This is a genomic window from Ensifer sp. Root954, from assembly GCF_001429005.1.
Lineage (GTDB): Bacteria > Pseudomonadota > Alphaproteobacteria > Rhizobiales > Rhizobiaceae > Ensifer > Ensifer adhaerens.
This window is the reverse complement of the sequence record NZ_LMJM01000001.1, coordinates 391,385-414,315: the sequence shown is the minus strand read 5'-3', so window position 1 is coordinate 414,315 and position 22,931 is coordinate 391,385. Positions and strand designations below refer to the sequence as shown.

Sequence of the window (22,931 nt, the reverse complement as noted above, 5' to 3'; positions counted from 1 at the left end):
GGTCAGGCCTCGTCGGCAACTGGGTTGATGAGCGTGCCGATGCCTTGGGCCTCGACCTCGACGATGTCGCCAGGCTTCAGCCAGATTGGCGGATCGAAACGGGCACCGGCGCCAGTCGGCGTGCCGGTGACGATGACGTCGCCGGGCACCAGCGTCGTGAAGGTAGAGACGTAATTGATGATCTTGCGGAAGGAGAAGATCATCCGGCTGGTGCGGTCTTGCTGGCGAACCTCGCCGTTCACGCGGGTTTCCAGCTTGATGTCGGCAAGCTGGGCCTCGTCGGTGAATGGCACCAGCCAAGGACCGATCGAGCCGGTGCGGTCGAAGTTCTTGCCCTGGGTGACGTTGAACTTGGCATGGCGCACCCAGTCGCGGATCGTGCCTTCGTTTGAGAGCGAAAGCGCGGCGACGTGGTCGAGCGCCGTCGCCTCGGGGATACGACGACCGCCCTTGCCGATGACGATGACGATCTCGCCTTCATAATCGAGCTGCGGACTTTCCGGCGGGCGGATCAGTGGTTGACTGTGGCCGGTAAACGAGCGCGGGAAGCGGATGAACAGCGACGGGTTGGCGGGCGCCGCCTGCCCGTCCTTGTATTCCTCATTGCGGTCCGGAAAATTGACGCCGACGCAAATGATCTTTTCCGGTGCCGGCACCGGGATTTCATAGCGGATGTCATCGAGCGAAATGTCCGCCGGCAGTCCGGCCGCTTCGTCGGCAAGCCGGGTAAGGGCACCGGCTTCGATCACCTCGCGCAGCGTCGGAAAGGTCGATCCATATCGTGTGCTAAGGTCGATCAATCCATTGCCGGAAACGAGGCCGTAGCCCCGCCTGTTTCCGGCCGAAAAGGTGACGAAACGGGGAGGTGTCATCGGGAAGCCTTCGTTTTTTCGTGTTGTCCGTCGAGCGCGGCGGCGACCTCGACAATGACCTCGAACGCCGTCTCGGCATCCTCTTGCGTCATGTCGAACTGGCCCGCCTGGAAACGGATCGCCACGCGACCATCGACGCGCGTCTGGGTCAGGTAGATGCGGCCGTCATCGTTGATCGCATTGACCAAAGCGATGGTGTGGGCGTCCGGATCCCCTTCGCTCAGATGGCGGAACGAAAACAGCGACAGCATCGGTGCGGTCACGATCTCGAATTCCCGGTGCTCGGCCAGCCGCTCCGCCAGTTGCCGGGACCAGCGCACGTGGTTGCGGATCATCGTCTGCAGGCCTTCGAGACCATGGAAGCGCAGCAGGAACCAAAGTTTCAGAGCTCGGAAACGCCGGCCGAGCGGGATCGTCCATTCGGAATAATTGATGATACCGTCGCGGCCGTGTGTCTTCAGATATTCCGGCTGGATCGCCAACGTCTTCACCAGATCATCGGGACTGCGGATGAAATGCGCCGAGCAGTCGAACTGCGCGCCCAGCCACTTGTGCGGATTGAAGACGACGGAGTCAGCGTTTTCGACGCCGGCCCAGAGTTCGCGAAACTCCTCGCAGATCATCGCGGCACCGGCCCAGGCGGCATCGACATGGACGTAGAGGCCGTGCGCATGGGCGACCCGTATAACCTCGGCGATGTCGTCGCAGGCACCCGTGCTTGTCCCTCCGGTGCAGGCGATCACGCCCGCCGGCACGAGGCCTGCTGCCTTGTCGCGGAGGATTGCCGCTTCGAGCGCCTGGCAGTCCATCGCCCGCCGCGGCCCGTTCGCCGGGATACGCACGAGGTTCTCCTCGCCGATCCCCGAGACCCAGATCGCCCGGTCGATCGAGGTGTGAACCTGATCGGAGGAATAGATGCGAAGCTGCTGCTGGCTGGCGAGGCCCTTCTTGTTGCCGTTCCACCCGAGCGCCTTCTCGCGCATGACAAGCACGGCCGAGAGTGTCGCCGAGGACGCCGAATCCTGGATCACACCAGAGAATCCTTCGGGCAGTCCGATCGCCTGGCGCAGCCAGTCGATCACCTTGGTTTCGAGCTCTGTCGCCGCCGGCGAGGTCTGCCAGAGCATGCACTGCGCCGCCATGGCGGTAACGAGATACTCGGCGACGACGGAGACGGGGGCGGCGTTGGCGGGGAAATAGGCGAAGAAACGCGGATGCTGCCAATGTGTCATGCCCGGCAGGATAATCTTTTCGAAGTCCTCGAAGATCGCCTGCATGTCCTCGCCGGTCCGCGGCGGCTGCGCCGGGATCTGGGCGGCAATTGCCCCCGGTGCCGTCTGCGCCCGCACGGGGCGGTCACGCAGCGAGGCGCGATAGTCCGCACCCCATTTCGCCGCCTTCAGCGACCATTCGGTGAAACTCTTTTCGTCCATTTTCTACTCCCGTTCGATGCGAGGCCCTTACCCGATCCACTCGCCAAACGTCACGGCGCGACGATCGGTTGGGCTTTCAGGATCGAGTCCCTCGCCTCGGCACCGGCAAAGGCGCTGCCTTCCTCAAACCAGGATTTCGGTGCCGGCGCGCCCCAGAGCGTCTGGCGCTGCGGGTCCTTCAGGTCCCACTTGATCGGTTCCAGATCCGGATCGACGGTCTGGTAGTCGGAGCAGTAGATCTCGATGCGGTGTCCATCAGGGTCGCGGACATAGAGGAAGAAGGCGTTGGAAATGCCGTGGCGGCCGGGGCCACGTTCGATATTGGCGAGCCAACCGGAGGTCGACATCAGGTCGAGCAGGTCGATGATGTTGAGCGGCGTCGGTACCCAGAAGGCGGTGTGGTGCAGGCGCGGGCCGCGGCCGTTGGTAAAGGCGATGTCGTGCACGCCGCCCTTGCGATGGGTCCAGGCGGCCCAGAGACGTCCCGTCTCCTCATCGGCCGTGTATTCCGTTACCCGGAAGCCGATCTCGTTGTAGAAGGCGACCGCTTCGTCGACATTGGGCGAGAAGCAGTTGAAGTGGTCGATGCGCAGCGGTTTGACGCCGCGGTAGAGCGCGTATTTCTGGTGGATTGGCGGCAGACGGTCCATCTTCGAATAGAATTCGAGCGGGATGCCCTGCGGGTCACGGGTGCGAAAGGTGCGTGACTGGTAGGGGCGTTCGATCCACTCGACAGGCAATTCTTTCGCTTTGAAGAAATGCGCGGCCTTTTCGAGATCCTCGTCGCCAAAGACCTTGAAGCCGAGGTCGCGAGCCTCTGCGCTCGACGCCTTCTTCAGAATGATGCAGTGGTGGCCGCGTTCCTCCATGGCCCTCAGATAGATCGTGTCCGCCGTCTCGTCGGTGACCTGCAGGCCGAGTACGTCGACATAGAAGGCGCGTGATTTGGCGAGATCGGTGACGGCGAGCTCCACATGGCTCAGCCGCACGATGTTGAAGGGCGGGTAGAGGTTCGGTTTCGGCAAGGGCATTGATGTCTCCTCCAGTTTTTTTTGCCAGCGCGCTCAGCCGCCGAGCTTGGCGATCGCGTGCGCCGAGCTGGCAAAGGCGATGTTCTTGGTTTCCATGTAAAAATCGAACGACCAGTCGCCGCCGTCGCGGCCAATGCCCGAGCTCTTGACGCCGCCGAACGGCGTCGGCAGGTGGCGCACATTCTCCGAGTTCACCCAGATCATCCCGGCCTCCAGATGATCGGTGAAGCGGAACGCGCGGGTGACGTCGGAGGTCCAGAGATAGCCGGTCAGGCCGTATTGCGTGTCGTTGGCAAGCGCCAGCGCCTCCGCCTCGTTCTTGAACGGGATCGCCGTCAGCACCGGCCCGAAGATTTCTTCCTGGGCAATGCGCATGCCGTTATTGGCGCCGGTAAAGAGCGTCGGGGTCACATAGCAGCCACCGCCCGGACCGTCGAATTTCTCGCCGCCGGCAGCAATGGTTGCACCCTCCTCGCGGCCGATTCGGATATAGTCGAGCACCTTCTTCTCATGCACGGGGTGAATGAGCGGGCCGACGACGGTCTCGGGGTCAAGCGGATGACCGACCTTGATGCGCTTGGCCTTCTCGGCGACGAGCGCGGTGAACCGGTCATAGATGCTGTCTTCGACCAAAAGGCGCGAGGACGAGGTGCAGCGTTCGCCGTTCAGCGAATAGATCATGAAGACGGCGGCGTCGGCCGCGCGTTCGAGATCGGCATCGGCAAAGACGATCACCGGGTTCTTGCCGCCGAGTTCGAAATGGACGCGCTTCAGTGTCTCGGCACCCTGCTTCATGATCATCGAGCCGGTGCGGCTTTCACCGACGAAGCCGATCGCCTTGATATCGGGGTGTTCGGTCAGCGCCCGGCCGGCGTCTTCGCCGAAACCGTTGACCAGGTTCCAGACACCTTTCGGCAGCCCGGCCTCCTCGGCGATCTCCACCAGCAGCCGTGCGGTCAGCGGCGAGAACTCCGCCGGCTTGTGGACGACCGTGCAGCCGGCGGCGAGCGCCGGGGCGATCTTCCAGGTCGACAGCATGAAGGGCGTGTTCCAGGGCGTGATGATGCCGACTGGGCCGATCGGCACGCGCGTCGTCATGTTGATCTGGTTGCCGCCGCGCAGCATCTTGCCGTCGCGTGCCTCCGGCGCCCGGTCGGCAAAGAAGCGGAAGTTTTCCGCACCGCGCAGCGCCGCCTTGGCCATGAACTTCAGCGATTGTCCGGTATCCACGCACTCGACGAAGGCGATCTCCTCGGAGCGCGCGACGATCGCATCGGCAATTTTATGCAGGAGCTTCTTGCGCGTATCGCCGGGCATGGACGCCCATTCGGCGAAGGCTGCTTTCGCGGCCTTGGCGGCGCGGTCGATATCGGCTGCCTTGCCGCGCGCGATCTTCGCCAGCGGTTTCAGGTCGATGGGCGAGATGGTCTCGAAAGTCTCGCCATCAAGCGAGGGAAGGGCTTCACCGTTGATGTAGTTGAGCACGCCTTCGCGTCTGAAGCGGGCAAGAAAGCGTTCCGCCTTGGCGAGGTTTTCGGCGAGCTTGGACATGATGGTCTCCGATGCTGGCGCAGACTTCGCCGCGCACTGCTGTGTTTTTGTGGGAGGGCCGCGCTCAGCCGTTGGAGGCGCGCAGCCTGGGGTGAATGGCGTTCTTCTTCCAGCTCAGCTCCGGATCGATCTCGCGGATCTCCAGGCTGAGGGCGAAATGCGGCGTCGAGAAGAGCGTCGAGAGTTCTTCGCTGACGGCCTTGAAAATCGCGTCGCCGGTCGCCTTCTTCTCCGCTTCCGTGCGGCCGCGGCCGATGCGGAAGGACAGGTCGATGAAGCCGTTTTCCGGCAGGAGGTCGGCGATCGCATAGTCGCGGCTCTGGATCGTGCGCACCCTGATGGCGCCAAGCTCGAAGAGGCCGGTGCCGAGGATGGTCGCGTGCACCGTGCGGCACAGCTTGGCAAAGTCGACGCGAGTGTCGAGGTTACCGGAATATTCGATTGTCAGATGCGGCATCTTTCCTCCCGATGCGCTCTCATATATTTAACACGTTAACGAAATTGCCGACAGTGTCAAGCAGCCCGTTTCCCGCAGCTGCGCCTGCCGATTGCAGAACGAAAGAAAATGTCCGATAGAACGCCTATGAGCCGCGAAAAGCCTCCCACCGACCTGGGCCACGACGCCCTTTTGCCGCACAACACGCGCCGTTCGCTGCCGATCGCGCTTCTGCGCGCACGCGAAGCCGTCATGGCGCATTTTCGACCGATGCTGGCGCGTCACGATATTACCGAGCAACAATGGCGGGTGATCCGCATTCTCGCCGAAGCCGGCCGGGTCGATGCGTCCGAGATGGCCGACAAGGCCTTCATCCTGGCGCCAAGCCTGACGCGCATCATCCGCTCGCTCGAGGAGCGCGGCCTGATCACCAAGCATAAGGACGCCGACGACGGCCGGCGCGTTCTGCTCGAGATCGCGCCCGAGGGCATGCGGGTGATCGCCGACGTCAGCCCGGAAAGCCGCGCGATCTACGAGGAGCTCGAAGCTCGCTACGGCCACGAGCGCGTCGAAGTCCTGCTCGATATGCTGGACGAACTCGCCAGTCTCAACGACTGAGTGCTTCGACGGCGCCCTGATCATCGAACCCCCAGTTCTTCCGCAAGCGCCAGCGTCTCGTCGGCATATCGCAGGACGCGGTCGCGCGCCGCGGGCAACTCCGGCCGCGAGGCAAACCAGCCGATATAGGTGAGGCTGCGAAGCACGAGGAACAGCGGCAGGCAGGAAAACGCTTCGTCCGGCAGGGCGCGGCGGCTTCGATAGCCTGAGATCAGCACAGCCTCGATCGTCTCATATGCCGGCTCGCGCCGGTTTTTCAGGAGTGCGGTCGCGATGTCGAAGAGGCGAAAGCCGTAGCCGGCATCGTCGAAATCGATGACGGTCACGCCGTTCTCGGCAACGAGCACGTTCTCCCGAACGAGATCGGCATGGATCAGCCCAAAATCCTGCGCCGGAGTCGGCATCGTTGCCAGGCGCCGCCGGAGATCATGGCGCAACGCCGAAAGTGCTCTTGTCTGCGCCGAAGACAAGCCGTCGCAGTCCCAGAACCGTCCCCAGAGCGGCCGCTCGCCGAGCAGTCCTTCCGCATCCCAGGCGGGGCGCCAGAATCCCTCCGGCGACGTCCAGCGGTCGGCGAAATTGTGCATCTCGGCCATGGTGGCGCCGAGTGCCGAGAAGATCGCGCCGAGCTTTTCGGGTGTGTGGGACAGCGGCTTTCCGCTTTCGCCGAGCGTCTGTCCGTCCATCCAGCCGATGATATCGGCGTGCTGCGCGGCAAACGCTTCATCTTCCGGCAGGGCAACAAGCAGGCATCCGTCCGCCGTTGCGATCGGCCGCGGCACCGCGAGACCGGCATCGCCGAGTGCTGCCATCCATTGCAGTTCCGAGCGAAGGGCCGCTTCGCCGTGATAGCCGGCGCGGTGCAGCCGCAGCGCCGCCGACCGACCATCGGGGAGGCATACGCGAAACACCGCGTTTTCCCGGTATTTCAGGAGTTCCGGCCGTTGGTCGGCGACGCCCCAGTGCGAGAGCGCCTGGCAGGCCCGCCTGTCGAGCGCGGCGCGAAATTGCGGAGGCAGGTCGGCGATCATCGTCGGCTCACAGACCCGAGAGCACGTCGTCGAGCGTCGACAGCATGACGTCGGCATTCTCGCGGGTAAACGGCATCGGCGGCCGGATTTTCGTCGTGCATTGGTGGACGCCAAGCTTGCCCATCAGCACGCCTCGCCCTCGCATGCCGTTGATCACCTTTGTCGCGAGACCGCTCGCCGGTGTTTTCTCGCTGCGATCGGTGACGAGTTCCGCACCGAAGAACAGGCCGCTGCCCCTGATGTCGCCGATCACGTCATGTTTGTCCGCAAGCCGCGCGAGACCCGCCTTGGCGTAAGCGCCCACGGCAGCGGCGTTCTCGATGAGCTTCTCACTTTCGATCACATCGAGCACCGCCATGGCGGCAGCGCAGGATACGGGGTTGCCGCCGAAGGTGTTGAAGTAGCGAAACGCCTTGCGGAAGGCGTTGAGCGTGTCGGCGCCGGCAACCACGCCGCCGATCGGATGGCCATTGCCCATCGGTTTTCCGAGCGTGACGATATCGGGCACGATGCCGGCCTTCTGGTGTCCCCACATATGGCCGCCGGTACGGCCGAAGCCCGGCTGGACCTCGTCGGCAATGACGAGGCCGCCGGCTTTTCTGACCGCGGCGACAGCCCCGTCGAGAAATTCCCATGGCAACTCCGGAAAGCCCTCATTGGCGAAGAAGGGGTCGATGATCAGCGCCGAGAAGCCGTGCGGGCTCTGCTCAAGCGAGGCGATCGCTTCTTCGACCTTGGCGGTGAAGGCCGCAGCGAATGCGTCACCCGGCTCGCCGCCGAGCGGTCGGTAGCTGTCGGGTGCTGGCACGTGGCGCACGTGGCCGCCGAAGCCGCCGACTGGCGGCATTCGGGTCGAAAGCTGCGACACGGCCGCGGTGTTGCCGTGATAGGTGTGGTCGGTGGCAATCACCCCGGTTTTGCCGGTCACGGCTTGAGCCATGCGCAGCGCCACGTCATTCGCCTCGCTGCCGGTGCAGGTGAGGATCGCCGCGTCGAGGCTCTTGTCGAAGGTCGCGGTCAGCCGCTCGACATAGTCGAGAATGCCTTCGTGCAGATAGCGGGTGTGGGTGTTGAGGGTTGAGGCCTGCCGGGCGATCGCCTCGGTCACCCGCGGATGGCAATGGCCGACATGCGGCACGTTGTTGTAGCAGTCGAGATAGCGGCGGCCATCGGCGTCGAAGAGCCAGACGCCTTCGCCGCGCACCAGATGCACCGGCTCCTCGTAGAACAGCGACATGTTGCGCCCGAGCAGCCGCTCGCGGCGCGCGATCAGATCCGCGTTGCCTGTCATGGTTTATCCCCGTGCGGCGGTGAGGCCGGCGTCCAGCGCCGTCAGAATACGGGCGACATCGCCGGCGGTGATGACGAGTGGCGGCGAGAGGATGACATTGGCGCCCGAGGTTCGCACCATGACGCCGGCGTCATAGGTCACGTCCTGGACCTTCTGCACCACATCCTTCGCCGCAGCGGTCTTCTTCTCGCGGTCCGAGACCAGTTCGAGCGCGCACATCAGACCCTTGCCACGCACGTCGCCGATCAGTTCGTGCCGCTCCTTCAGCGCTTCGAGACCGGCGATGAGTTCCTCGCCGCGGGCACCGGCATTCGCCGCCACGTTCTGCTTGCGCGTCTCCTTCAGCGTTGCGAGTGCTGCCGCAGCACCGACCGGATGGCCGGAGTAGGTGTAACCATGGCCGATCGATCCGGCAGCCGTCTTGTTGCTTTCGAAAGCCTCGGCCACCTTGTCGGCGATCATCACTGCGCCGAAGGGATAGTAGCCATTGGTGATCGCCTTCGCGGTCGACATGAAGTCTGGCTTCACGCCCCAGAGACGTGAGCCGGTCCAGGCGCCGGTGCGGCCGAAGGCGGTGATCACCTCGTCGGCAATCAGCAGAATGCCGTGGCGGTCGCAGATCTCGCGCATCAGCGGCATGAAGGTCTCGTGCGGCACGATCACGCCGCCGGCGCCAAGCACCGGCTCCATGATCAGCGCCGCGATGGTGTCTGCGCCCTGAAAGGCGATCTCGTCCTCGAAGAGTCGCGCGATCGACTTGGCGATGACAGCGCCGTCGGTCGTGTCGAACGGGTTGCGATAGGTATAGGGCGCCGGCAGATGATAGACGCCGGGCAGCAGCGGCTCGTAGTTGCGACGGAAATTGGCATTGCCGTTGACCGAGGCGCCGCCGAAATGGGTGCCGTGATAGCCCTTCTTCAAGGCGACGAACTTGGTGCGCTCCGGCTGGCCGTTGAGCTTGTGGTATTGGCGGGCGAGACGCAGGCAGGTCTCGACCGAATCCGAGCCCCCCGAGGTGAAGAACGAGCGCGTCAGCCCGTCCTCGCGGAACCATTCAGCGAGCTCGTAGGACAGCTCGATCAGCGGCGAATTGGTGGTGCCGCGAAAGGTCGAATAATAGGGCAGGTCGTCGAGCTGGCGGCGGATCGCCTCCTTCACCGGTTCACAGGAATAGCCGAGATTGACGTTCCAGAGACCGCCGACCGCGTCGAGCACCTTCTTGCCGTGAATGTCGACGATCTCGACGCCCTCGCCGGCATTGATGATGCGCGGCGGCGTCGCCTGCATCTCGGCCGGATGCGCCATCGGATGCCAGAGGTGGCGGGCGTTGTTCTCGATGAGGAAGTTGGTTTCGCGCATGCTCATGCTCCTGTCAGCTCGAGGCCGAGCATCTGAAGCGCTCTGGCATAGCTTTCTGCGGGGCGGGTGACGTCGAAATGGACGTGAGGCAGGCCGACGGCCCGCGCACCCTCGATGTTCTTCAACTGGTCATCCACGAAGACGCAGGCTTCGCGCGACAAACTGAGCTGGCTCAGCACCAGTTCGTAAGCGCGCGGATCGGGCTTCAGGATGTTGGTGTAGGTGGCGTCGACGATAATCTCGAAGAGCTCGATCAGCGGGAAACGCTCGCGGAACGCGACGCCATAGAAGAGGTCGAGTTCGTTGGAGAGGATCGCGAGGCGGATGCCGGCCCTGTGAGCGGCAAGGATCGCGTCGCGTGCCTCGGGCCTGAGCACCAGCTCCGGTTCGGCCCCGCGCGCCCGCTGCACGAAGGTCTTCATGTCGCTCCAGTCTTCGTCGAGCAACTGTCCAACCTCGCGCGTGCGTGTCGTCCAGTAGTCCCGTTCGGTGATCTCGCGCCGCTGCATGGCGGCCCAGAGCGGGTCGGTCGCCGGATCGAAGGGGCCGCGCCACGTGAGCGTGCCCGGCGCAAGGCCAAGTGTGCGCTCGGTGACGTCGTGGGTCTCGAATAGCGTTCGGGTGACGACGCCGCCGAAGTCGAGGATCAATGCCTTGTCGGTCATGTTCTTCGTCATGGCCGACCCTCGGGCACGATGCCGCGCGACACCCAGTCGTCGAAGATCGCAAGTGCTGCTTTCGAGAATTCCGGGGCGTTGATGTGGCTGTCGACCTCAAGCAGCGCGACGCCTGACGGGATCGACCGGCGCATCTCGTCGATGAAGGCGTCGAGCGCCTCCGGTTCGAAGAGCGGCTCGTCGGGCTGATCCCACTCCTGAATCCCCTTGAGCGGCAGGATGAAGGCGACTTCGGCGCCGGTGCCGGCCAGTTTGCCGCCGATGACGCGAGCGATCTCGCGCCGCCCATGGGCTGACGTGGTGACCGAGCCGAGCAGCCGGTTGTGGGCGTGATAGGGGCGGTCGGCGAAGGCTTGCGGAACGGGCTGCCAAGCCGGCAGGTCGACCATGTCGACGGCGCCGGGCGCGACGATCTGGGGGATGCCGGCTCGCCCGGCATTTTCAAGCCGGTCCGGCCCTGAGGTGACGACCGTTCCGTGATGGTGGTTGCTGACCTCCTGGATGCAGAAGTCGAAGACGGCCGTGAAACCCTTCTCGGCCGCGATCGCCTCGAAAGCGCGCCCGCCCATGCCGGTCGAATGGAAGACGGCGACGTCGTAGCCGCGGCGCTCGAGTTCGGGTTTCAGGTATTTCATGTATTTGAGGCAGCTCGATCCTAGCGAGGTCATGCCGATCAGCGGCCGCGATCCATCCGGCTTTGTACCGAACCGCGCAGCACCGACGACCGCGCCGCAGGCCTGGGAGAGCACCGAGCGGCAGATGCCGTTGAGACCATAGAGCCCGCCAGCCCAGAGGATCATCATCAGATCAGGCGCGATGCGCTCGGGCGGCAAGAGGTGCGAATAGGCAATCGTCGAGACGATGAATTTCGGCACGCCGAGTGGTAGCGCCGCGGCGACGTCGAGCGCCAGATCGGTGCCCATGGAGCCGCCGAGAATGATGACGCCATCGGCCTGGCCGGCCTCGTAGAGCGAACGGGTAAGGGCGGCGGCACCTGTTGCCATCAGCGCCATGGCGCTGTGTTCGTCGCCGCTGGATGCGATGGCCGCGATCGAGACGCCGGCTGCTTCGGCAATGTCGTGGCGCGAGTAATCAGGCTGATAGGGCGGGTCGCCGAGAATGCTGACATCCATCATCACAGGCAGTCCGCCGGCTTCGCGGATGACGGACGCCATGAACTGGAGTTCGTCGCATTTGGTGTCTCCCGTACCCACGACCAGGATATTGGGGAGACGGTTCATTGCATTCATCAGCCGGCCCTCCTTGCCAGCGGATCGGCAGCAACCTGCTCCAACCCGAAAAGTCTTTCGGAAATGCGTCTTGCCGCAGCCATAGCGGCGCGCCCCATCTGTTCCACCGTCTCCTTGTCGGCACGCGTTGCAGGTGCGGCGATAGCGATGGCGCCGACCGGCGTTGTGCCGGGCGCACGGATCGGAGCGGCGACGCTGACGACGCCGGTCTCAAGCCCGTGATGGCAGATCGAGTAGCCACGCCGGAGCGTCTCGCCGAGCGTCTGGCGGAGTGCGGCCGGATCCGTCAGCGTGTGGTCGGTGAAGGCCTGGAGCGGCGCCGACAGGGCCGCGTCGATCTCCTTCTGCGGGCAGAAGGCGAGAAAGCCGAGGCCGGATGCGGTCGCGTGGAAGGGCAGGATGCTGCCGACGTCGACGATGACACGATGCGCCCGTTGCGAGTCCTCCACATGAATGGTCGAGAGGCGGCCGGCGGCGTATTCGGAGAGGTGGACGGTCTCGCCCGCAAGGCTTGCGAGTTCCCGCGCAAAAGGGGTCGCCACGCTCAGATAGGGAAAGCGCGCCTCGCGGATACGGGCGAGCCGCACCGGTGCACCGCCGAGGCGATAACGGCGCGTTTCCACGTCCTGCTCGACGAAGCCGTGTTTTTCCAGTTCGACGAGGAAGCGCCTGGCCGTCGCCTTGTCGAGCCCGCAGTGGCGGGCGATGTCGCTCAACCCCGCCTCTTTCTCAAGGCGCGAGATCGCGTCGAGCAAAGTCAGGGCCTTACCGATGGTGCTCATCCATTCCTCCGTTGTCGAGCGCCCCGTCAGTCCTCTCGCCTGTTCCCTCCTAAGGAGCGGTAGACCCGCTCTCCCGGTCGTTCTGGGTCGAGATACTTAACATGCGAAATAACTTGACAGGGCCAGATGCAATTTGCAAGTCTATATTTGAAGCTAAGGTTCAAATAATGAACCGAAAGACTTGCGCGGCAAAGACAAAAAGCAAGCCCCGCGCCTCAAGTCCGCTTCAGGGAGCCGCCGACGGAGAGAAGGACCGGAGGCGAAAAGGCGTTCGCGCCAGCAAGGGGAGCCAAGACCATGACCAATTCGCCTGCGCCCGTGACCGGGGCGAACCAATTGCGCAAGAACGCCCTCGGCGTCGGCGCCGTCACCTTTCTCGTCGTTTCCGCCGCTGCACCGCTAACCGCGGTTGCCGGCGGCGTTCCATTGTCGATGATGCTCGGAAACGGTGCGGGCATTCCCGGCACCTTCCTGATCGTCACCGCGATCCTGCTTCTGTTCTCGGTCGGCTATGTCGCCATGGCGAGGCATATCCGCAATGCCGGCGCCTTCTATGCCTATACAGCACAGGGCCTCGGCGGGCTGATGGGCGGTGCCGCAGCGATGATCGCGATCCTTGCCTATAACGCGATGCAGATCGGCGTCTTCGGCCTCTTCGGCGCGGCAACGGCGGGGCTTTTCGCCGGCTTGGGGATCGATCTGCCCTGGTGGGTCTGGACCTTTATCGGCATCGCTGCGGTCGGCATTCTCGGCTATCGCCGCGTCGATCTCTCCGCCAAGGTGCTGACTGTCCTCGTCATCCTTGAATATCTGGTCGTGCTCGTCATCGACGTCGCGATCCTTGCCAAGGGCGGCGACGGCGGATTGACGACGGTTTCGTTCACGCCCTCGGCGATCCTCTCCGGTTCGCCGTCGATCGGCATTCTCTTCTGCTTCGCCGCCTTCATCGGTTTCGAAGCGACGACGATCTACAGCGAGGAAGCCCGCGATCCGGAGAAGACCGTGCCGCGTGCGACCTATATCTCGGTGCTGATCATCGGCATCTTCTACATGTTCACCTCGTGGCTGATGGTGAACGCCGCCGGCGCGGACAAGCTGGTGCCCGAACTGCAGGGCCTTGCCGATCCGACCACTTTTCTCTTCGGCCTCGCCGAACGCTATGCCGGCGGCTGGCTGCCGCCGTTGATGAACGTGCTCTTCGTCACGAGCCTCTTTGCCGGCGTGCTGGCGTTCCACAACGGTGTCGCCCGCTATCTCTACGTCGCCGGCCGCGAGCGCCTGCTGCCCGCCTCGATCGGCGTCACACATCCTGTCTACCACAGCCCGCATGTCGGCTCGCTGATCCAGACGGTTATTGCCGTGCTAATCGTCGCGCTCTTTGCGGCAACGGGTCAGGACCCGGTGCTGGCGCTGTTCTCCTGGCTGACCAACGTCGGCACGCTTGCGGTCATGACGCTGATGGCCTTTACCGCCTTTGCGATCGTCGCCTTCTTCAACCGCAATCCTGGGCTTGAAACGAACCCGCTGGTCACCAAGGTCATCCCCGTCATCACCGGTCTGATCCTCGTTGCCGTCATCATCGCGATCGCGGCCAATTTCGGCGATCTCGCCGGCGCTACCGGCATGCTCGCGGTGTTCTTGCCGGGGCTCGTCGTGATCTTTGGGGTCATCGGGCTGTTCCTGGCGGCCTCGCTGAAATCGGGCAATCCGATTGAGTTCGCCCGCCTGGGTGCCGGCCAGGAGATCTGATCTCTCGGGAATATCGCTTTTGGGGATGGCGGCCCGCCGCCATCCCTGCAAACCAAACGGGACAGGACACGATGCAGGACAAGATCGATCAATTGCGCAACCTGCCCGTTGCGGCCCAAAAACTGTTCATCGGGGGGCGTTGGCAGGAGAGCCTCTCCGGTCAAAGCCTCGATGTCGTCTCGCCGATCGACGGCAGGCATCTGACGACGATCGCCGACGCGGCAGCCGGTGATGTCGATGCCGCGGTCCAGGCCGCCCGCGCCGCTTTCGAGAAGGGAAGCTGGTCGAAGGCTGCCCCGGCCCAGCGCAAAAAGGTTCTCACGCGCATTGCCGAGATCATCGAGGCGCAGGCACTCGAGCTGGCCGTTCTCGGCGTACGCGACAATGGCACGGAAATCTCTATGGCGCTGAAGGCCGAACCCGGCAGTGCCGCCGGCACCTTCCGCTACTATGCTGAGGCGCTCGACAAGGTCTATGGCGAGATCGCTCCGACGGCCGACAATATTCTCGGTCTCGTGCACCGCGAACCGATTGGCGTGGTCGCCGCGATCGTTCCCTGGAATTTTCCGCTGATGATCGGCGCCTGGAAGATCGCGCCGGCGCTTGCCGCCGGCAATTCCGTGGTGCTGAAACCGGCCGAGGGCGCCTCGCTCAGCCTGCTCAGGCTCGCTGAGATCTGCGCCGAGGCCGGTCTGCCAGAGGGTGTCTTGAATGTCGTGACCGGTCGCGGCGCGACCACGGGCGAGGCGATCGGCCTTCATGGCGATATCGACGTTCTCGCCTTTACCGGATCCGGCGGCGTCGGTCGTCGGCTGCTCGAATATTCCGCGCGCTCGAACCTGAAGCGCGTCTATCTCGAACTCGGCGGCAAGTCGCCGAACGTCGTCTTTGCCGACGCACCCGACCTCGACCAGGCCGCGCGCATTTCCGCCTATGGCATCTTCCGCAACTCCGGCCAGGTCTGCGTTGCCGGTTCGCGGCTGCTTGTCGAGCGCTCCATTCACGAAGCCTTCGCCGAGAAGGTGGCAGCGATCGCAGGATCCGTGAAGGTCGGCGACCCGCTGCGTCTTGCGACCGAGGCCGGCGCGATTTCGAGCGAGGTTCAACTCAAGAAGAACCTCGATTTCGTCAGAGAGGCCGAGGCTGAAGGTGCAAGGTTGCGCTCCGGCGGCAAGCGCATCCTCGAGGAGACTGGCGGTTATTACATGCAGCCGACCGTTTTCGACGTTCAGCCGGATATGAAGCTGGCGAAGGAGGAGGTCTTCGGCCCCGTGCTTGCGGTCATACCGTTTGATGACGAGGTCGACGCACTCCGGATCGCCAACGCGACCGACTACGGTCTGGCGTCGGCCGTCTGGACTGCGAACCTGTCACGCGCGCACCGCATGGTGCGCGGCATCCGCGCCGGCGTGGTGCACGTCAATACCTATGGCGGCGCCGACAACACAGTGCCGCTCGGTGGCGTCAGGCAGTCCGGCAATGGTCACGACAAGTCGCTGCACGCGCTCGATAAATACATCGATCTGAAGACCGCCTGGATTCAGCTCTGACCCCCGGGACGACAAACCGTATCGGCGTTGGGCCGGGTAAGAAGGCTATTCCATCGTCGCCCGCAAGGCCCGGATGATCTCTTCGGCAAACATGGCGGCGGCCAGGCCGTGGCCGCGTCTTTCCCGCTGCACCAGCGAAAGCACGTTCTTTGCAAAAGTCCGGTCGCGGATTTGAAGATATGTCAGCACGCCGTTTCGTTGTTCCTCGGTAATGTCGAACTTGCTGAGGAAAGCGATGCCGTCGCCGGCCGCGGCCAGGAACTTCATCGCCTCGATGGAATTGGTGAGATAGCTCGGCTCGACTGTCAGCCCGGCCTCAGCGAAGGCGTCGGCGACGATGCCATGGATCTGCATCGACTTGTCGGCAAAGATCAGCGGGTAGGGCTGGCAATAGGCCAGCGGCAATGATTCCATGCCGGCGAGCGGGTGTTCCGGAGCAACGACCGCGCCGAGGCGGGTGTCCATCTTCCAGAGTGTCTCGACCTGCGGCGTCGGCGGGAGACTGAAGGCAAAGCCGAGGTCGGCCTCGCCACCGGCCACCGCCTGAACGATCTCGCGGGCGAACATTACCCGGATCGTGATCTTGAGGCGTGGATGGCGTGCGCCGAAGGTCGCAGCCACCTTCGGCACGATGCCGCCGGCAAGGCCGTTCATTGTGGCGATGATCACCTCGCCGCTCTGCAGCGCCTTGATATCGCGAATTTCGGCTTCGACCTGGCTGTATTCCTTCATGGTCCGGCGCACATGCGCGACGAGGATTTCACCGGCCGGCGTCAGCCTGAGGCCGCGCGGCAGCCGCTCGAACAGCGGTTCGCCGATATCCTCCTCAAGCTGCAACACATGCTTGTTGATGGCCGAGGCAGCGACGTTCAGCCGTTCGCTCGCCCCGCGGATCGAGCCTGAGCGCGCCACCTCGTCGATATAGCGCAGCACGCGTGAATGCAGCATGGTCTTCCCCATTTAATCGTTCTCGAAAAGCGAACGGTACGAGCAGAAAATACTGCTTTTCGGAAGCGGTGCAATGACTTCTTATGGTTGGCGAGGGGCGCGCTGCCGGCACTGCACCCGCTGAATATGGCGGGTTATGGGCAGGCGCCGACGACTATGAAAGTGGAGGACTATTCGTGAACCAGACTGAAGCCGCGCATTACGAAAAGGTGCGCGCCATCTTCGATATCCTGAACGGCGAGCGGGAGGCGGATCTTCTTTTGAAGAACCTGAACATCCTCGATGTTCATGGAGAGACCGTCTACCAGGGGTCCATTCTCGTCTACGACAAGCGCATCGTTGCGCTCAACCCCGACGAGACCGTCTTGAAGGTCAAGCAAGTCTTCGACGGCAAGGGCCTCTATGCGATCCCCGGCCTGATCGACGCGCATATCCATTTCGAATCCCAGCTCGCGCACCCGACGGCGCTCGCCGAGGCGATGGTTCCCTGCGGCACGACGACGATCTATGCCGAGTGCCTGGATCTGCTCAGCGCCGCGGGCAAGGAAGGCATCGAAGCGGCCGAGAGCCTTTTCCGGGACTACGAGCAGCTGCCCTACCGGCTCTATGCCTTCGCACCGGGCAAGAAGACGGCGGCATCGGTGACGGAAGCCGTGCTCAAGATGGAACCGGTGATCGGCCTCGGGGAGTTCGAGCACTTCACCTACAGTTCCGGCAACGACGACGATTTCCGCAAGGCGGCCTGGGTCCGCGCCAAGGGCGGCTTTATGAACGGCCACTGGGGCGTCACCGCGCTCTCCGACATGATCCTCAACTATCTGCCGGCGATCGGCGTCTCCAACAATCACGACGTCTGGAACGAGAAGGATATCGAGAAGAGCATTCGCTACGGCTTCCCGACGCACATCAAGTTCGGGGTCGGCAGCAGCGAGGTGATCAAGGTGCTGTTGCGCGCGATCGTCGACCGCAAATGGCCGACCGACAATTTCATGCTCTGCACCGACAACATCTCGATCGAGCGACTGCTCACCATGGGCCACATGGACTGGATCATTTCGCTCTCAGCCGAAATGGGCATCAACCCGATCCACGCGATCAAGATGGCGACCTACAACACCGCGCGTTCTTTCCACATGGAAGACAAGATCGGTTCGCTGACGCCCGGCCGGTTCGCCGATATCGTCTTGACCGACAGCCTGTCGAAGATCAATCCGCTCTACGTGTTCAAGGATGGCGAACTGGTCGCAAAAGACCGTAAGCTGCTGAAGAATGCCGACATCGACTATTCCGGCATGTGCAAGGACGGCGTTTCCGGCCTCGCCGATCTCTCGCCGGAGCAACTGGACATCGTGCCCCTGGAAGTGTCGGAAGACGGCACGCAGGCCAAGGTCTATTTGTTCGATGTCTACGGCCGCGGCCACGCCAAATTCTACCAGGAAATCTGGGTTCCGCTGAAGGATGGCAAGGTCGTTGTCGAGCATGAGGGCAAGAAGATGAGCCGGCTGTCGGTCGTCCAGCGCTATGCCGACGGCAAACGCCATGTGGTGAACGGGCTTTTCAAGGGCGTTCATGTCGATCGTGGCGCAGTGGCGACCTTTTGGCCGGCGCCGAAGCCCTATTTCGTCGTCGTCGGTCAGGACAGCGCCGAGATGTGCCATTGCCTCAAGCGGGTCGATACCCATGCCGGCGCCTGCATCGTCACCGACGACAGGGTGGAAAAGGCCGTCATGCCGCTGGAGATCTACGGGGTCATGGCGAACATGAGCGTCGAGCAACTGACGGCCAGTGCCGCTGCGATCGATGCGGCGCTCGAAGCTCTTGGCAACCGCAACGAAGGCGAACCGGTGGTCAACAAGCTGCTCAGCCTGTTCATCTCGTTGCACCGGTTCCGCTTCATGGCCTAGAGCCATTCAGAAAAAGGAGACGGGCGTTTCGGCGTCCGTCTGCCTGGAAAGTGGCGTGCTTCCGCGACAATGGGCGGACATGCCGAATGATATAAAAGCGCATCGCTGAGGGGGCGATGGGCCGGCGGGGTAAGGAGCTCCGCATCGTTTCGAGGGAGGAAACAATGGCACACAATGCGGCGGAAGCCGAAATCGTCGATACCGGCAGCCTGACGCGACGCTGGATCATGTATGTCGTCGGCATCTATGTGCTGACCTTCGGTGTCAGCCTGGCGATCCGGGCCGGCATCGGCATTTCACCCCAGAGCAGCCTGACGCGGACCATGACGCTGGTCTATCCGCCCTTCAGCCAGGGCACGTACAACTTCATGCTCGAACTGATCATGCTGTTCTTGACCTATCTGGTCCTGCCCAAGGACTTCAAGCTCAAGAACTTCGCCTCGCTGATCCCGGCTTTCGTGCTCGCGGTTTTCTTGGACTTCAACCTGGGGATCACCGAGTTCATCAAGCTCGAGGCCTATCCGCTGCGGGTGGCGCTGCTGGTCTTTGCCGATGCGGCGCTGGCCTTCGGCCTGTTCCTGATGATCCGCGCCAATCTGGTGCTGATGCCGATCGACATGTTCGTCAACACCATCTTCAAGCGCACCGGCTGGAAGTGGGGCAACATCAAGACCGGCTTCGACTGCACGCTGCTGGTTCTGTCGGCCTGTATCGGTCTGCTCTTCCTCGCAGAGGTCAAGTTCATCCGCGAAGGCACGATCCTGAACGCCATTCTCGTCGGGCAGTACATCAAGCTCTACTTCTTCCTGTTCAGGAAGTTCCAGGGCAAGGCGACACCTTCGCCGAAGGGCCTGGAAGCGGCCGCGGAATAGCATCCCGCGCAAAGATGCGAGAAGGGGCGCCCAACCGGCGCCCCTTCATCATGTGTCGTGATCTCTGCTTACGGGCGAACAGGCTTATCCGAAAGCGAGTTCGAGGTTCTGCCGGTCCCGTGCCACCACCTGGCACTTGGTTTCGAAACCGTCGCCGGCGACCACCAGAACGAGTTCCGGTGGTATGCCGGCGGAATTCGAAACCGTAACCGCCGCGCCATCGGCGCCCAGCGACCGGATGGTGCAGTCGATCCGTGAATGCCTGTCGTCGAAGAGAATGGTTCCGGCCTTCAGCACGCGCTGGCGCGGACCGAGCGGATAGCCGGCTTCGAGACTGCTCCATTCGACGCAGCGGTTTCGTCCGCCGGCCTTGGCGAGATACATCGCCGCATCCGCCTGGGCGAGCAAGGTGGCGTTATCCCTGCTATTGGCCGAAAGGGCGGCGGTGCCGAAGCTCGCAGTCACCGCGAGCTGGCCGAATTCACCGTGGATCGTCTGAGCGGCGATCGCTGCCCGCAGTTTTTCCGCCGCCGTCAGCGCGCCTGTCGCGTCGACATGCGGCAGCATGACGGCAAATTCCTCGCCGCCGAGCCGCCCAAAGAGGTCGCTTGCTCGCAGATTGGACTGGCAGATGGAGGCAACGGCCTTCAAGACCTCGTCTCCTGCCGCATGCCCGTGTGTGTCGTTGACCCGCTTGAAATGGTCCACATCGAGGACGATGCAAGACAGGTCATGCTGGTGCCGCACCGCGAGCGAGATCAGCTTGTCCGCTTCCTCGCGGAAGGCGCGCCGCGTCAGCGTCCCGGTCAGTCCATCCGTCGCGGCCGAGCGGAGCAGATCGATCCGGTCCATCGCCACGCCAGCCAACTCCATCAGGATCGCAAGATCCGTCTCAGTGAACTGTCGTGGCGCGCGATCGATCGCGCACACGGTCCCGACTGTATGCCCGTCCCGCGTCTTCAGCGGGACGCCTGCGTAGAACCGAACATGTTCGGGACCGGCCACGGCCGGGTGCTGCGAAAAGCGTGCATCCTTCGTGGCGTCGTGGACGACGAGAGGCTCCTCGGCGACGACGACATATCGGCAGAAGGTCTCTTTGCGCGGGACCTCGTCGGCCGAAAGGCCGGAGCAGGCCTTGTACCATTGGCGATGTGCATCGACCAAGGAGACGATGCCGATCTCTATGGAGAAGACCTGTTTGATCAGCCGTACGACCCGTTCAAGGCCTTCATCCCTTGGCGTGTCGAGGATATCGAGATGTCCAAGGGCGGCCAAGCGATCGAATTCCCTGCCTTTCGCGTCCGTCGTCGGACGTCCGGCTGGCTCAGCAACCACCATTCCGTTTTCCTTTCTCATTCCACGCCCGGCAATAGACGCGTTTTAGGGAAAAAACAAAAGGCGCTGAACAGCAACTGGATGTGGATTGCGCCGGCTCTGTGGCGAAAGATGCCGTGTTTGCACCGAACCAGCGACGCTGCGTCCGTGCTTACCCGCCGAAACTTCCGAGCTGCGTCGGCACGTGTACATAGTTGCGGTCGAAGTAGAGCAGCGCATTGCCATCGCTGCGCGAGCGGATGCCGACGACCCGGCCGATGAGGATATGGTGCGTTCCCAAGAGCCGCGCCTCGGCCAGTTCGCAGTCGAGCGAAACGATCGCATCCTTGACGGCGAAGCTGCCCGATTGCATCTCGACCCAGTCGGTGGCGGCATAGCGCGCGGCCATGTCCTGCGTCGCGCCGGCGAAATGGCCGGCGAGATCCCGATGGTCGTGGCTGAGCACGTTGACGCAAAAGCGCCTGTTGTCGATGAACAGCCCGCATTGGGTGGAGTTCCGGTTCATGCAGACAAGCAGCGTCGGCGGCTCGTCGGTTACCGAGCACATGGCGGTGGCCGTGAACCCGCCGCGTCCGGCGGGTCCGTTGGTGGTAATGACGTTGACCGGCGCGCAGACCCGCGCCATCGCATTGCGAAACTCGGTCTTTGAAACGAGCGGTTCCATGGCAGGCCTCACTCGGCTGCGCTGCGAAGGGTGGCGTTGTCGTCGAGCGGCGGCAGCCAGGTATTGCCGGTCCAGCCGTTCTCGTCGTAGTCGGCCATGCACTGATCGACGAGCGCCTCCATCTCCTTCAGGCGCCCACCGCGCTCGGCGCCCTTCAACACCTGCAGCCGCACCTCTTCGGGTGCACCGGCATAGTTGAGTTCGTAAAGCGCGTGCCGCCCGCCAAACTCGGTGCCGGTCGCGTCCCAGAGCAGCTTCATGATCTTGATGCGCTCGATATGGCCCATGTCGTTGGAGCCGCGCACATATTGCGCCAGGTAACGATCGATCTCGGGATTGCCGAAATCGCGCGCCGAGGAGGGCAGGTAGATCAGGCCGGAGGCGACGACCCTGCGGATCGTCTCGACGACGCGCGGATAGGCCTCCGACATGAAGGTGCGGTAGGAAAGCGCAGCTTCGAGATTGGGCAGCACCGCGCCGTGGGCCCAGGGAATGGGGTTATGCGCCATGGCGTTGGAGAAGCTCCAGAACATGTGTCGAAGGGCAATGACCTCGCCGAGCGCCGCCTGGTTGCCGCGGAAGGCGTCGCCGCCGGTCGCCCTCAAAGCCTTGGCAAGCAGGCCGGCGAGGAAGTCGAGTTTCACCGCGAAGCGGGTGCAGCCCTGGAAGCAGTAGCCGTGCATGAAGCCGGAGGCCGGGTGGAAGGAGAGGATCTTGGCGGCGTCGCGCAGCACCAGAACATCCTCCCAGGGCACGAAGACATTGTCGAGCACCAGGATCGCGTCATTCTCGTCGAAGCGCGACGACAGCGGATAGTCGAAGGGATGGCCGACCGTGTTGGCCGTCTGCTCGTAGGAGACCCGGCAGAACATCTTGATGCCCGGCGCGTTCATCGGAACGATGAACATGACGGAGAGCGAGGGATCCTCGGTCACCGTCGCCGAGCTCTGTGCGAGGAAATTGTAGTGCGTCAGCGCCGAGGAGGTCGCCACCACCTTGGCGCCGGAGACGTAGATGCCGGCATCCGTTTCCTTGGTGATGTGGACGAACACGTCCTTCACCGCATCCGCCGGCTTGTGGCGATCGATCGGCGGATTGACGATCGCATGGTTCATGAAGAGGGCGGCTTCCTGGGCGCGTCTGTGCCAGGCGAGCGCATTGTCCTTGAACGGCCCGTACCAGTTGGCATTGGCGCCCAGCGTGTTCATCAGCGCCGCCTTGTAGTCGGCGGTGCGGCCCATCCAGCCATAGGACATGCGTGCCCACTCGGCGATCGCGCCTTGCTGTGCCGCAAGATCGGAGGAGGAGCGGGCGACGCGGAAGTATTTGTGGCTGTAGCCGCCCGAGCCCGTGTCGGTCGGTGACGTCAGGATATCCTTCTTCGCCGGGTCGTGCAGCGCGTCATAGAGCCTTGCGAGCGACCGGGCGGAATTGCGCATGGCCGGATGGCTGGTGACGTCGTGGACGCGCTCGCCATTGATATAGACTTCGCGGCCGTCGCGAAGGCTCTCCAGATATTCGGCGCCGGTGAAGGGCCGCGCCCTGTCGGCGCGGAAATCCTCTGCTCTCATTTTCTCC

20 protein-coding genes are annotated in these 22,931 nt (G+C 63.4%); 5 read left to right on the top strand and 15 right to left on the bottom strand.

What is annotated here, in order from left to right; genetic code table 11:
• Positions 1-2 precede the first annotated feature (2 nt).
• The 5 genes from ASE71_RS01795 to ASE71_RS01775 all read right to left on the bottom strand — a co-directional run bounded on the left by ASE71_RS01795 (position 3) and on the right by ASE71_RS01775 (position 5,344).
• Entirely contained in the window at positions 3-872 is an 870-nt protein-coding gene (locus ASE71_RS01795) for a fumarylacetoacetate hydrolase family protein (RefSeq protein WP_060517799.1), read from the bottom strand.
• Positions 869-2,305 (bottom strand): pyridoxal phosphate-dependent decarboxylase family protein, encoded by a 1,437-nt coding sequence (locus tag ASE71_RS01790; protein ID WP_060517801.1) that lies wholly within the window; start codon positions 2,303-2,305, stop codon positions 869-871. Before ASE71_RS01790 ends, ASE71_RS01795 begins: the two co-directional genes overlap by 4 nt.
• Positions 2,306-2,355: 50 nt before the next feature.
• A complete protein-coding gene (hpaD, locus tag ASE71_RS01785; RefSeq protein ID WP_060517803.1) occupies positions 2,356-3,336 on the bottom strand; it encodes a 3,4-dihydroxyphenylacetate 2,3-dioxygenase in 981 nt (326 codons plus the stop codon).
• 33 nt (positions 3,337-3,369) lie between these two features.
• Entirely contained in the window at positions 3,370-4,887 is a 1,518-nt protein-coding gene (gene hpaE, locus ASE71_RS01780) for a 5-carboxymethyl-2-hydroxymuconate semialdehyde dehydrogenase (RefSeq protein WP_060517805.1), read from the bottom strand.
• Between the two features lie 64 nt (positions 4,888-4,951).
• Positions 4,952-5,344: a 5-carboxymethyl-2-hydroxymuconate Delta-isomerase gene (locus ASE71_RS01775; RefSeq protein ID WP_034787798.1), complete on the bottom strand. Its 393-nt coding sequence runs from the start codon at positions 5,342-5,344 to the stop codon at positions 4,952-4,954.
• A gap of 108 nt (positions 5,345-5,452) precedes the next feature.
• Between ASE71_RS01775 and hpaR the strand changes: the two genes are divergently transcribed.
• Positions 5,453-5,941: a homoprotocatechuate degradation operon regulator HpaR gene (gene hpaR / locus ASE71_RS01770; protein ID WP_034787802.1), complete on the top strand. Its 489-nt coding sequence runs from the start codon at positions 5,453-5,455 to the stop codon at positions 5,939-5,941.
• Between the two features lie 20 nt (positions 5,942-5,961).
• On the opposite strand, the gene ASE71_RS01765 is transcribed toward hpaR, so the two are convergent.
• Genes ASE71_RS01765 through ASE71_RS01740 form a run of 6 tightly spaced genes read right to left on the bottom strand, consistent with a single transcriptional unit; the run spans position 5,962 to position 12,331 of the window.
• Positions 5,962-6,972 carry a phosphotransferase gene (locus ASE71_RS01765; protein ID WP_060517807.1) on the bottom strand — a complete coding sequence of 337 codons (1,011 nt, stop codon included), beginning with the start codon at positions 6,970-6,972 and terminating at the stop codon, positions 5,962-5,964.
• A gap of 7 nt (positions 6,973-6,979) precedes the next feature.
• A complete protein-coding gene (locus ASE71_RS01760) occupies positions 6,980-8,263 on the bottom strand; it encodes an aspartate aminotransferase family protein (protein ID WP_060517809.1) in 1,284 nt (427 codons plus the stop codon).
• 3 nt (positions 8,264-8,266) lie between these two features.
• The gene (locus ASE71_RS01755; protein ID WP_034787806.1) at positions 8,267-9,622 is read right to left on the bottom strand and encodes an aspartate aminotransferase family protein; all 1,356 of its coding nucleotides are present in this window, start codon (positions 9,620-9,622) and stop codon (positions 8,267-8,269) included.
• A 2-nt stretch (positions 9,623-9,624) separates the two neighbouring features.
• Positions 9,625-10,299 (bottom strand): HAD family hydrolase, encoded by a 675-nt coding sequence (locus ASE71_RS01750; RefSeq protein ID WP_371273169.1) that lies wholly within the window; start codon positions 10,297-10,299, stop codon positions 9,625-9,627.
• Positions 10,296-11,549 (bottom strand): Tm-1-like ATP-binding domain-containing protein, encoded by a 1,254-nt coding sequence (locus ASE71_RS01745; protein ID WP_060517813.1) that lies wholly within the window; start codon positions 11,547-11,549, stop codon positions 10,296-10,298. The genes ASE71_RS01750 and ASE71_RS01745 overlap by 4 nt, the downstream gene beginning before the upstream one ends.
• On the bottom strand, positions 11,549-12,331 hold the full coding sequence (locus ASE71_RS01740) for an IclR family transcriptional regulator (RefSeq protein WP_060517815.1): 783 nt from the start codon (positions 12,329-12,331) through the stop codon (positions 11,549-11,551). The genes ASE71_RS01745 and ASE71_RS01740 overlap by 1 nt, the downstream gene beginning before the upstream one ends.
• A 297-nt stretch (positions 12,332-12,628) precedes the next feature.
• Here ASE71_RS01740 and ASE71_RS01735 point away from each other — a divergent pair, with 297 nt between their 5' ends.
• Both ASE71_RS01735 and ASE71_RS01730 read left to right on the top strand, forming a co-directional pair.
• A complete protein-coding gene (locus ASE71_RS01735) occupies positions 12,629-14,080 on the top strand; it encodes an APC family permease (RefSeq protein ID WP_060517817.1) in 1,452 nt (483 codons plus the stop codon).
• Positions 14,081-14,151: 71 nt separating this feature from the next.
• Positions 14,152-15,630 carry an aldehyde dehydrogenase gene (locus ASE71_RS01730; protein WP_060517819.1) on the top strand — a complete coding sequence of 493 codons (1,479 nt, stop codon included), beginning with the start codon at positions 14,152-14,154 and terminating at the stop codon, positions 15,628-15,630.
• Positions 15,631-15,675: 45 nt separating this feature from the next.
• On the opposite strand, the gene ASE71_RS01725 is transcribed toward ASE71_RS01730, so the two are convergent.
• The gene (locus ASE71_RS01725) at positions 15,676-16,578 is read right to left on the bottom strand and encodes a LysR family transcriptional regulator (protein ID WP_060517867.1); all 903 of its coding nucleotides are present in this window, start codon (positions 16,576-16,578) and stop codon (positions 15,676-15,678) included.
• A 176-nt stretch (positions 16,579-16,754) separates the two neighbouring features.
• On the opposite strand from ASE71_RS01725, the gene ASE71_RS01720 reads away from it, so the two are divergent.
• A complete protein-coding gene (locus tag ASE71_RS01720) occupies positions 16,755-18,482 on the top strand; it encodes an amidohydrolase family protein (protein ID WP_060517820.1) in 1,728 nt (575 codons plus the stop codon).
• 164 nt (positions 18,483-18,646) lie between these two features.
• Positions 18,647-19,354, top strand: a complete 708-nt coding sequence (locus ASE71_RS01715; protein ID WP_034787819.1) for a YczE/YyaS/YitT family protein — start codon at positions 18,647-18,649, stop codon at positions 19,352-19,354.
• Positions 19,355-19,438: 84 nt separating this feature from the next.
• Here the strand turns inward: ASE71_RS01715 and ASE71_RS01710 are convergent, their stop codons facing one another.
• The 3 genes from ASE71_RS01710 to ASE71_RS01700 form a co-directional block, all read right to left on the bottom strand.
• A complete protein-coding gene (locus ASE71_RS01710) occupies positions 19,439-20,692 on the bottom strand; it encodes a sensor domain-containing diguanylate cyclase (protein ID WP_060517822.1) in 1,254 nt (417 codons plus the stop codon).
• Positions 20,693-20,840: 148 nt separating this feature from the next.
• Entirely contained in the window at positions 20,841-21,353 is a 513-nt protein-coding gene (locus ASE71_RS01705; protein ID WP_034787824.1) for a flavin reductase, read from the bottom strand.
• An 8-nt stretch (positions 21,354-21,361) separates the two neighbouring features.
• A complete protein-coding gene (locus ASE71_RS01700) occupies positions 21,362-22,924 on the bottom strand; it encodes a 4-hydroxyphenylacetate 3-hydroxylase family protein (RefSeq protein WP_060517823.1) in 1,563 nt (520 codons plus the stop codon).
• Positions 22,925-22,931 lie beyond the last annotated feature (7 nt).

Bases quoted from the DNA above. Each gene is read 5' to 3' on its own strand.
- ASE71_RS01765 (WP_060517807.1), bottom strand. From the start codon at position 6,972: ATGATCGCCGACCTGCCTCCGCAATTTCGCGCCGCGCTCGACAGGCGG.
- ASE71_RS01745 (WP_060517813.1), bottom strand. From the start codon at position 11,549: ATGAATGCAATGAACCGTCTCCCCAATATCCTGGTCGTGGGTACGGGA.
- ASE71_RS01795 (WP_060517799.1), bottom strand. From the start codon at position 872: ATGACACCTCCCCGTTTCGTCACCTTTTCGGCCGGAAACAGGCGGGGC.
- hpaR (WP_034787802.1), top strand. From the start codon at position 5,453: ATGTCCGATAGAACGCCTATGAGCCGCGAAAAGCCTCCCACCGACCTG.
- ASE71_RS01710 (WP_060517822.1), bottom strand. From the start codon at position 20,692: ATGGTGGTTGCTGAGCCAGCCGGACGTCCGACGACGGACGCGAAAGGC.
- hpaD (WP_060517803.1), bottom strand. From the start codon at position 3,336: ATGCCCTTGCCGAAACCGAACCTCTACCCGCCCTTCAACATCGTGCGG.
- ASE71_RS01740 (WP_060517815.1), bottom strand. From the start codon at position 12,331: ATGAGCACCATCGGTAAGGCCCTGACTTTGCTCGACGCGATCTCGCGC.
- ASE71_RS01700 (WP_060517823.1), bottom strand. From the start codon at position 22,924: ATGAGAGCAGAGGATTTCCGCGCCGACAGGGCGCGGCCCTTCACCGGC.
- ASE71_RS01730 (WP_060517819.1), top strand. From the start codon at position 14,152: ATGCAGGACAAGATCGATCAATTGCGCAACCTGCCCGTTGCGGCCCAA.
- ASE71_RS01705 (WP_034787824.1), bottom strand. From the start codon at position 21,353: ATGGAACCGCTCGTTTCAAAGACCGAGTTTCGCAATGCGATGGCGCGG.
- ASE71_RS01750 (WP_371273169.1), bottom strand. From the start codon at position 10,299: ATGACGAAGAACATGACCGACAAGGCATTGATCCTCGACTTCGGCGGC.
- ASE71_RS01760 (WP_060517809.1), bottom strand. From the start codon at position 8,263: ATGACAGGCAACGCGGATCTGATCGCGCGCCGCGAGCGGCTGCTCGGG.
- ASE71_RS01725 (WP_060517867.1), bottom strand. From the start codon at position 16,578: ATGCTGCATTCACGCGTGCTGCGCTATATCGACGAGGTGGCGCGCTCA.
- ASE71_RS01790 (WP_060517801.1), bottom strand. From the start codon at position 2,305: ATGGACGAAAAGAGTTTCACCGAATGGTCGCTGAAGGCGGCGAAATGG.
- ASE71_RS01715 (WP_034787819.1), top strand. From the start codon at position 18,647: ATGGCACACAATGCGGCGGAAGCCGAAATCGTCGATACCGGCAGCCTG.
- ASE71_RS01735 (WP_060517817.1), top strand. From the start codon at position 12,629: ATGACCAATTCGCCTGCGCCCGTGACCGGGGCGAACCAATTGCGCAAG.
- hpaE (WP_060517805.1), bottom strand. From the start codon at position 4,887: ATGTCCAAGCTCGCCGAAAACCTCGCCAAGGCGGAACGCTTTCTTGCC.
- ASE71_RS01755 (WP_034787806.1), bottom strand. From the start codon at position 9,622: ATGCGCGAAACCAACTTCCTCATCGAGAACAACGCCCGCCACCTCTGG.
- ASE71_RS01775 (WP_034787798.1), bottom strand. From the start codon at position 5,344: ATGCCGCATCTGACAATCGAATATTCCGGTAACCTCGACACTCGCGTC.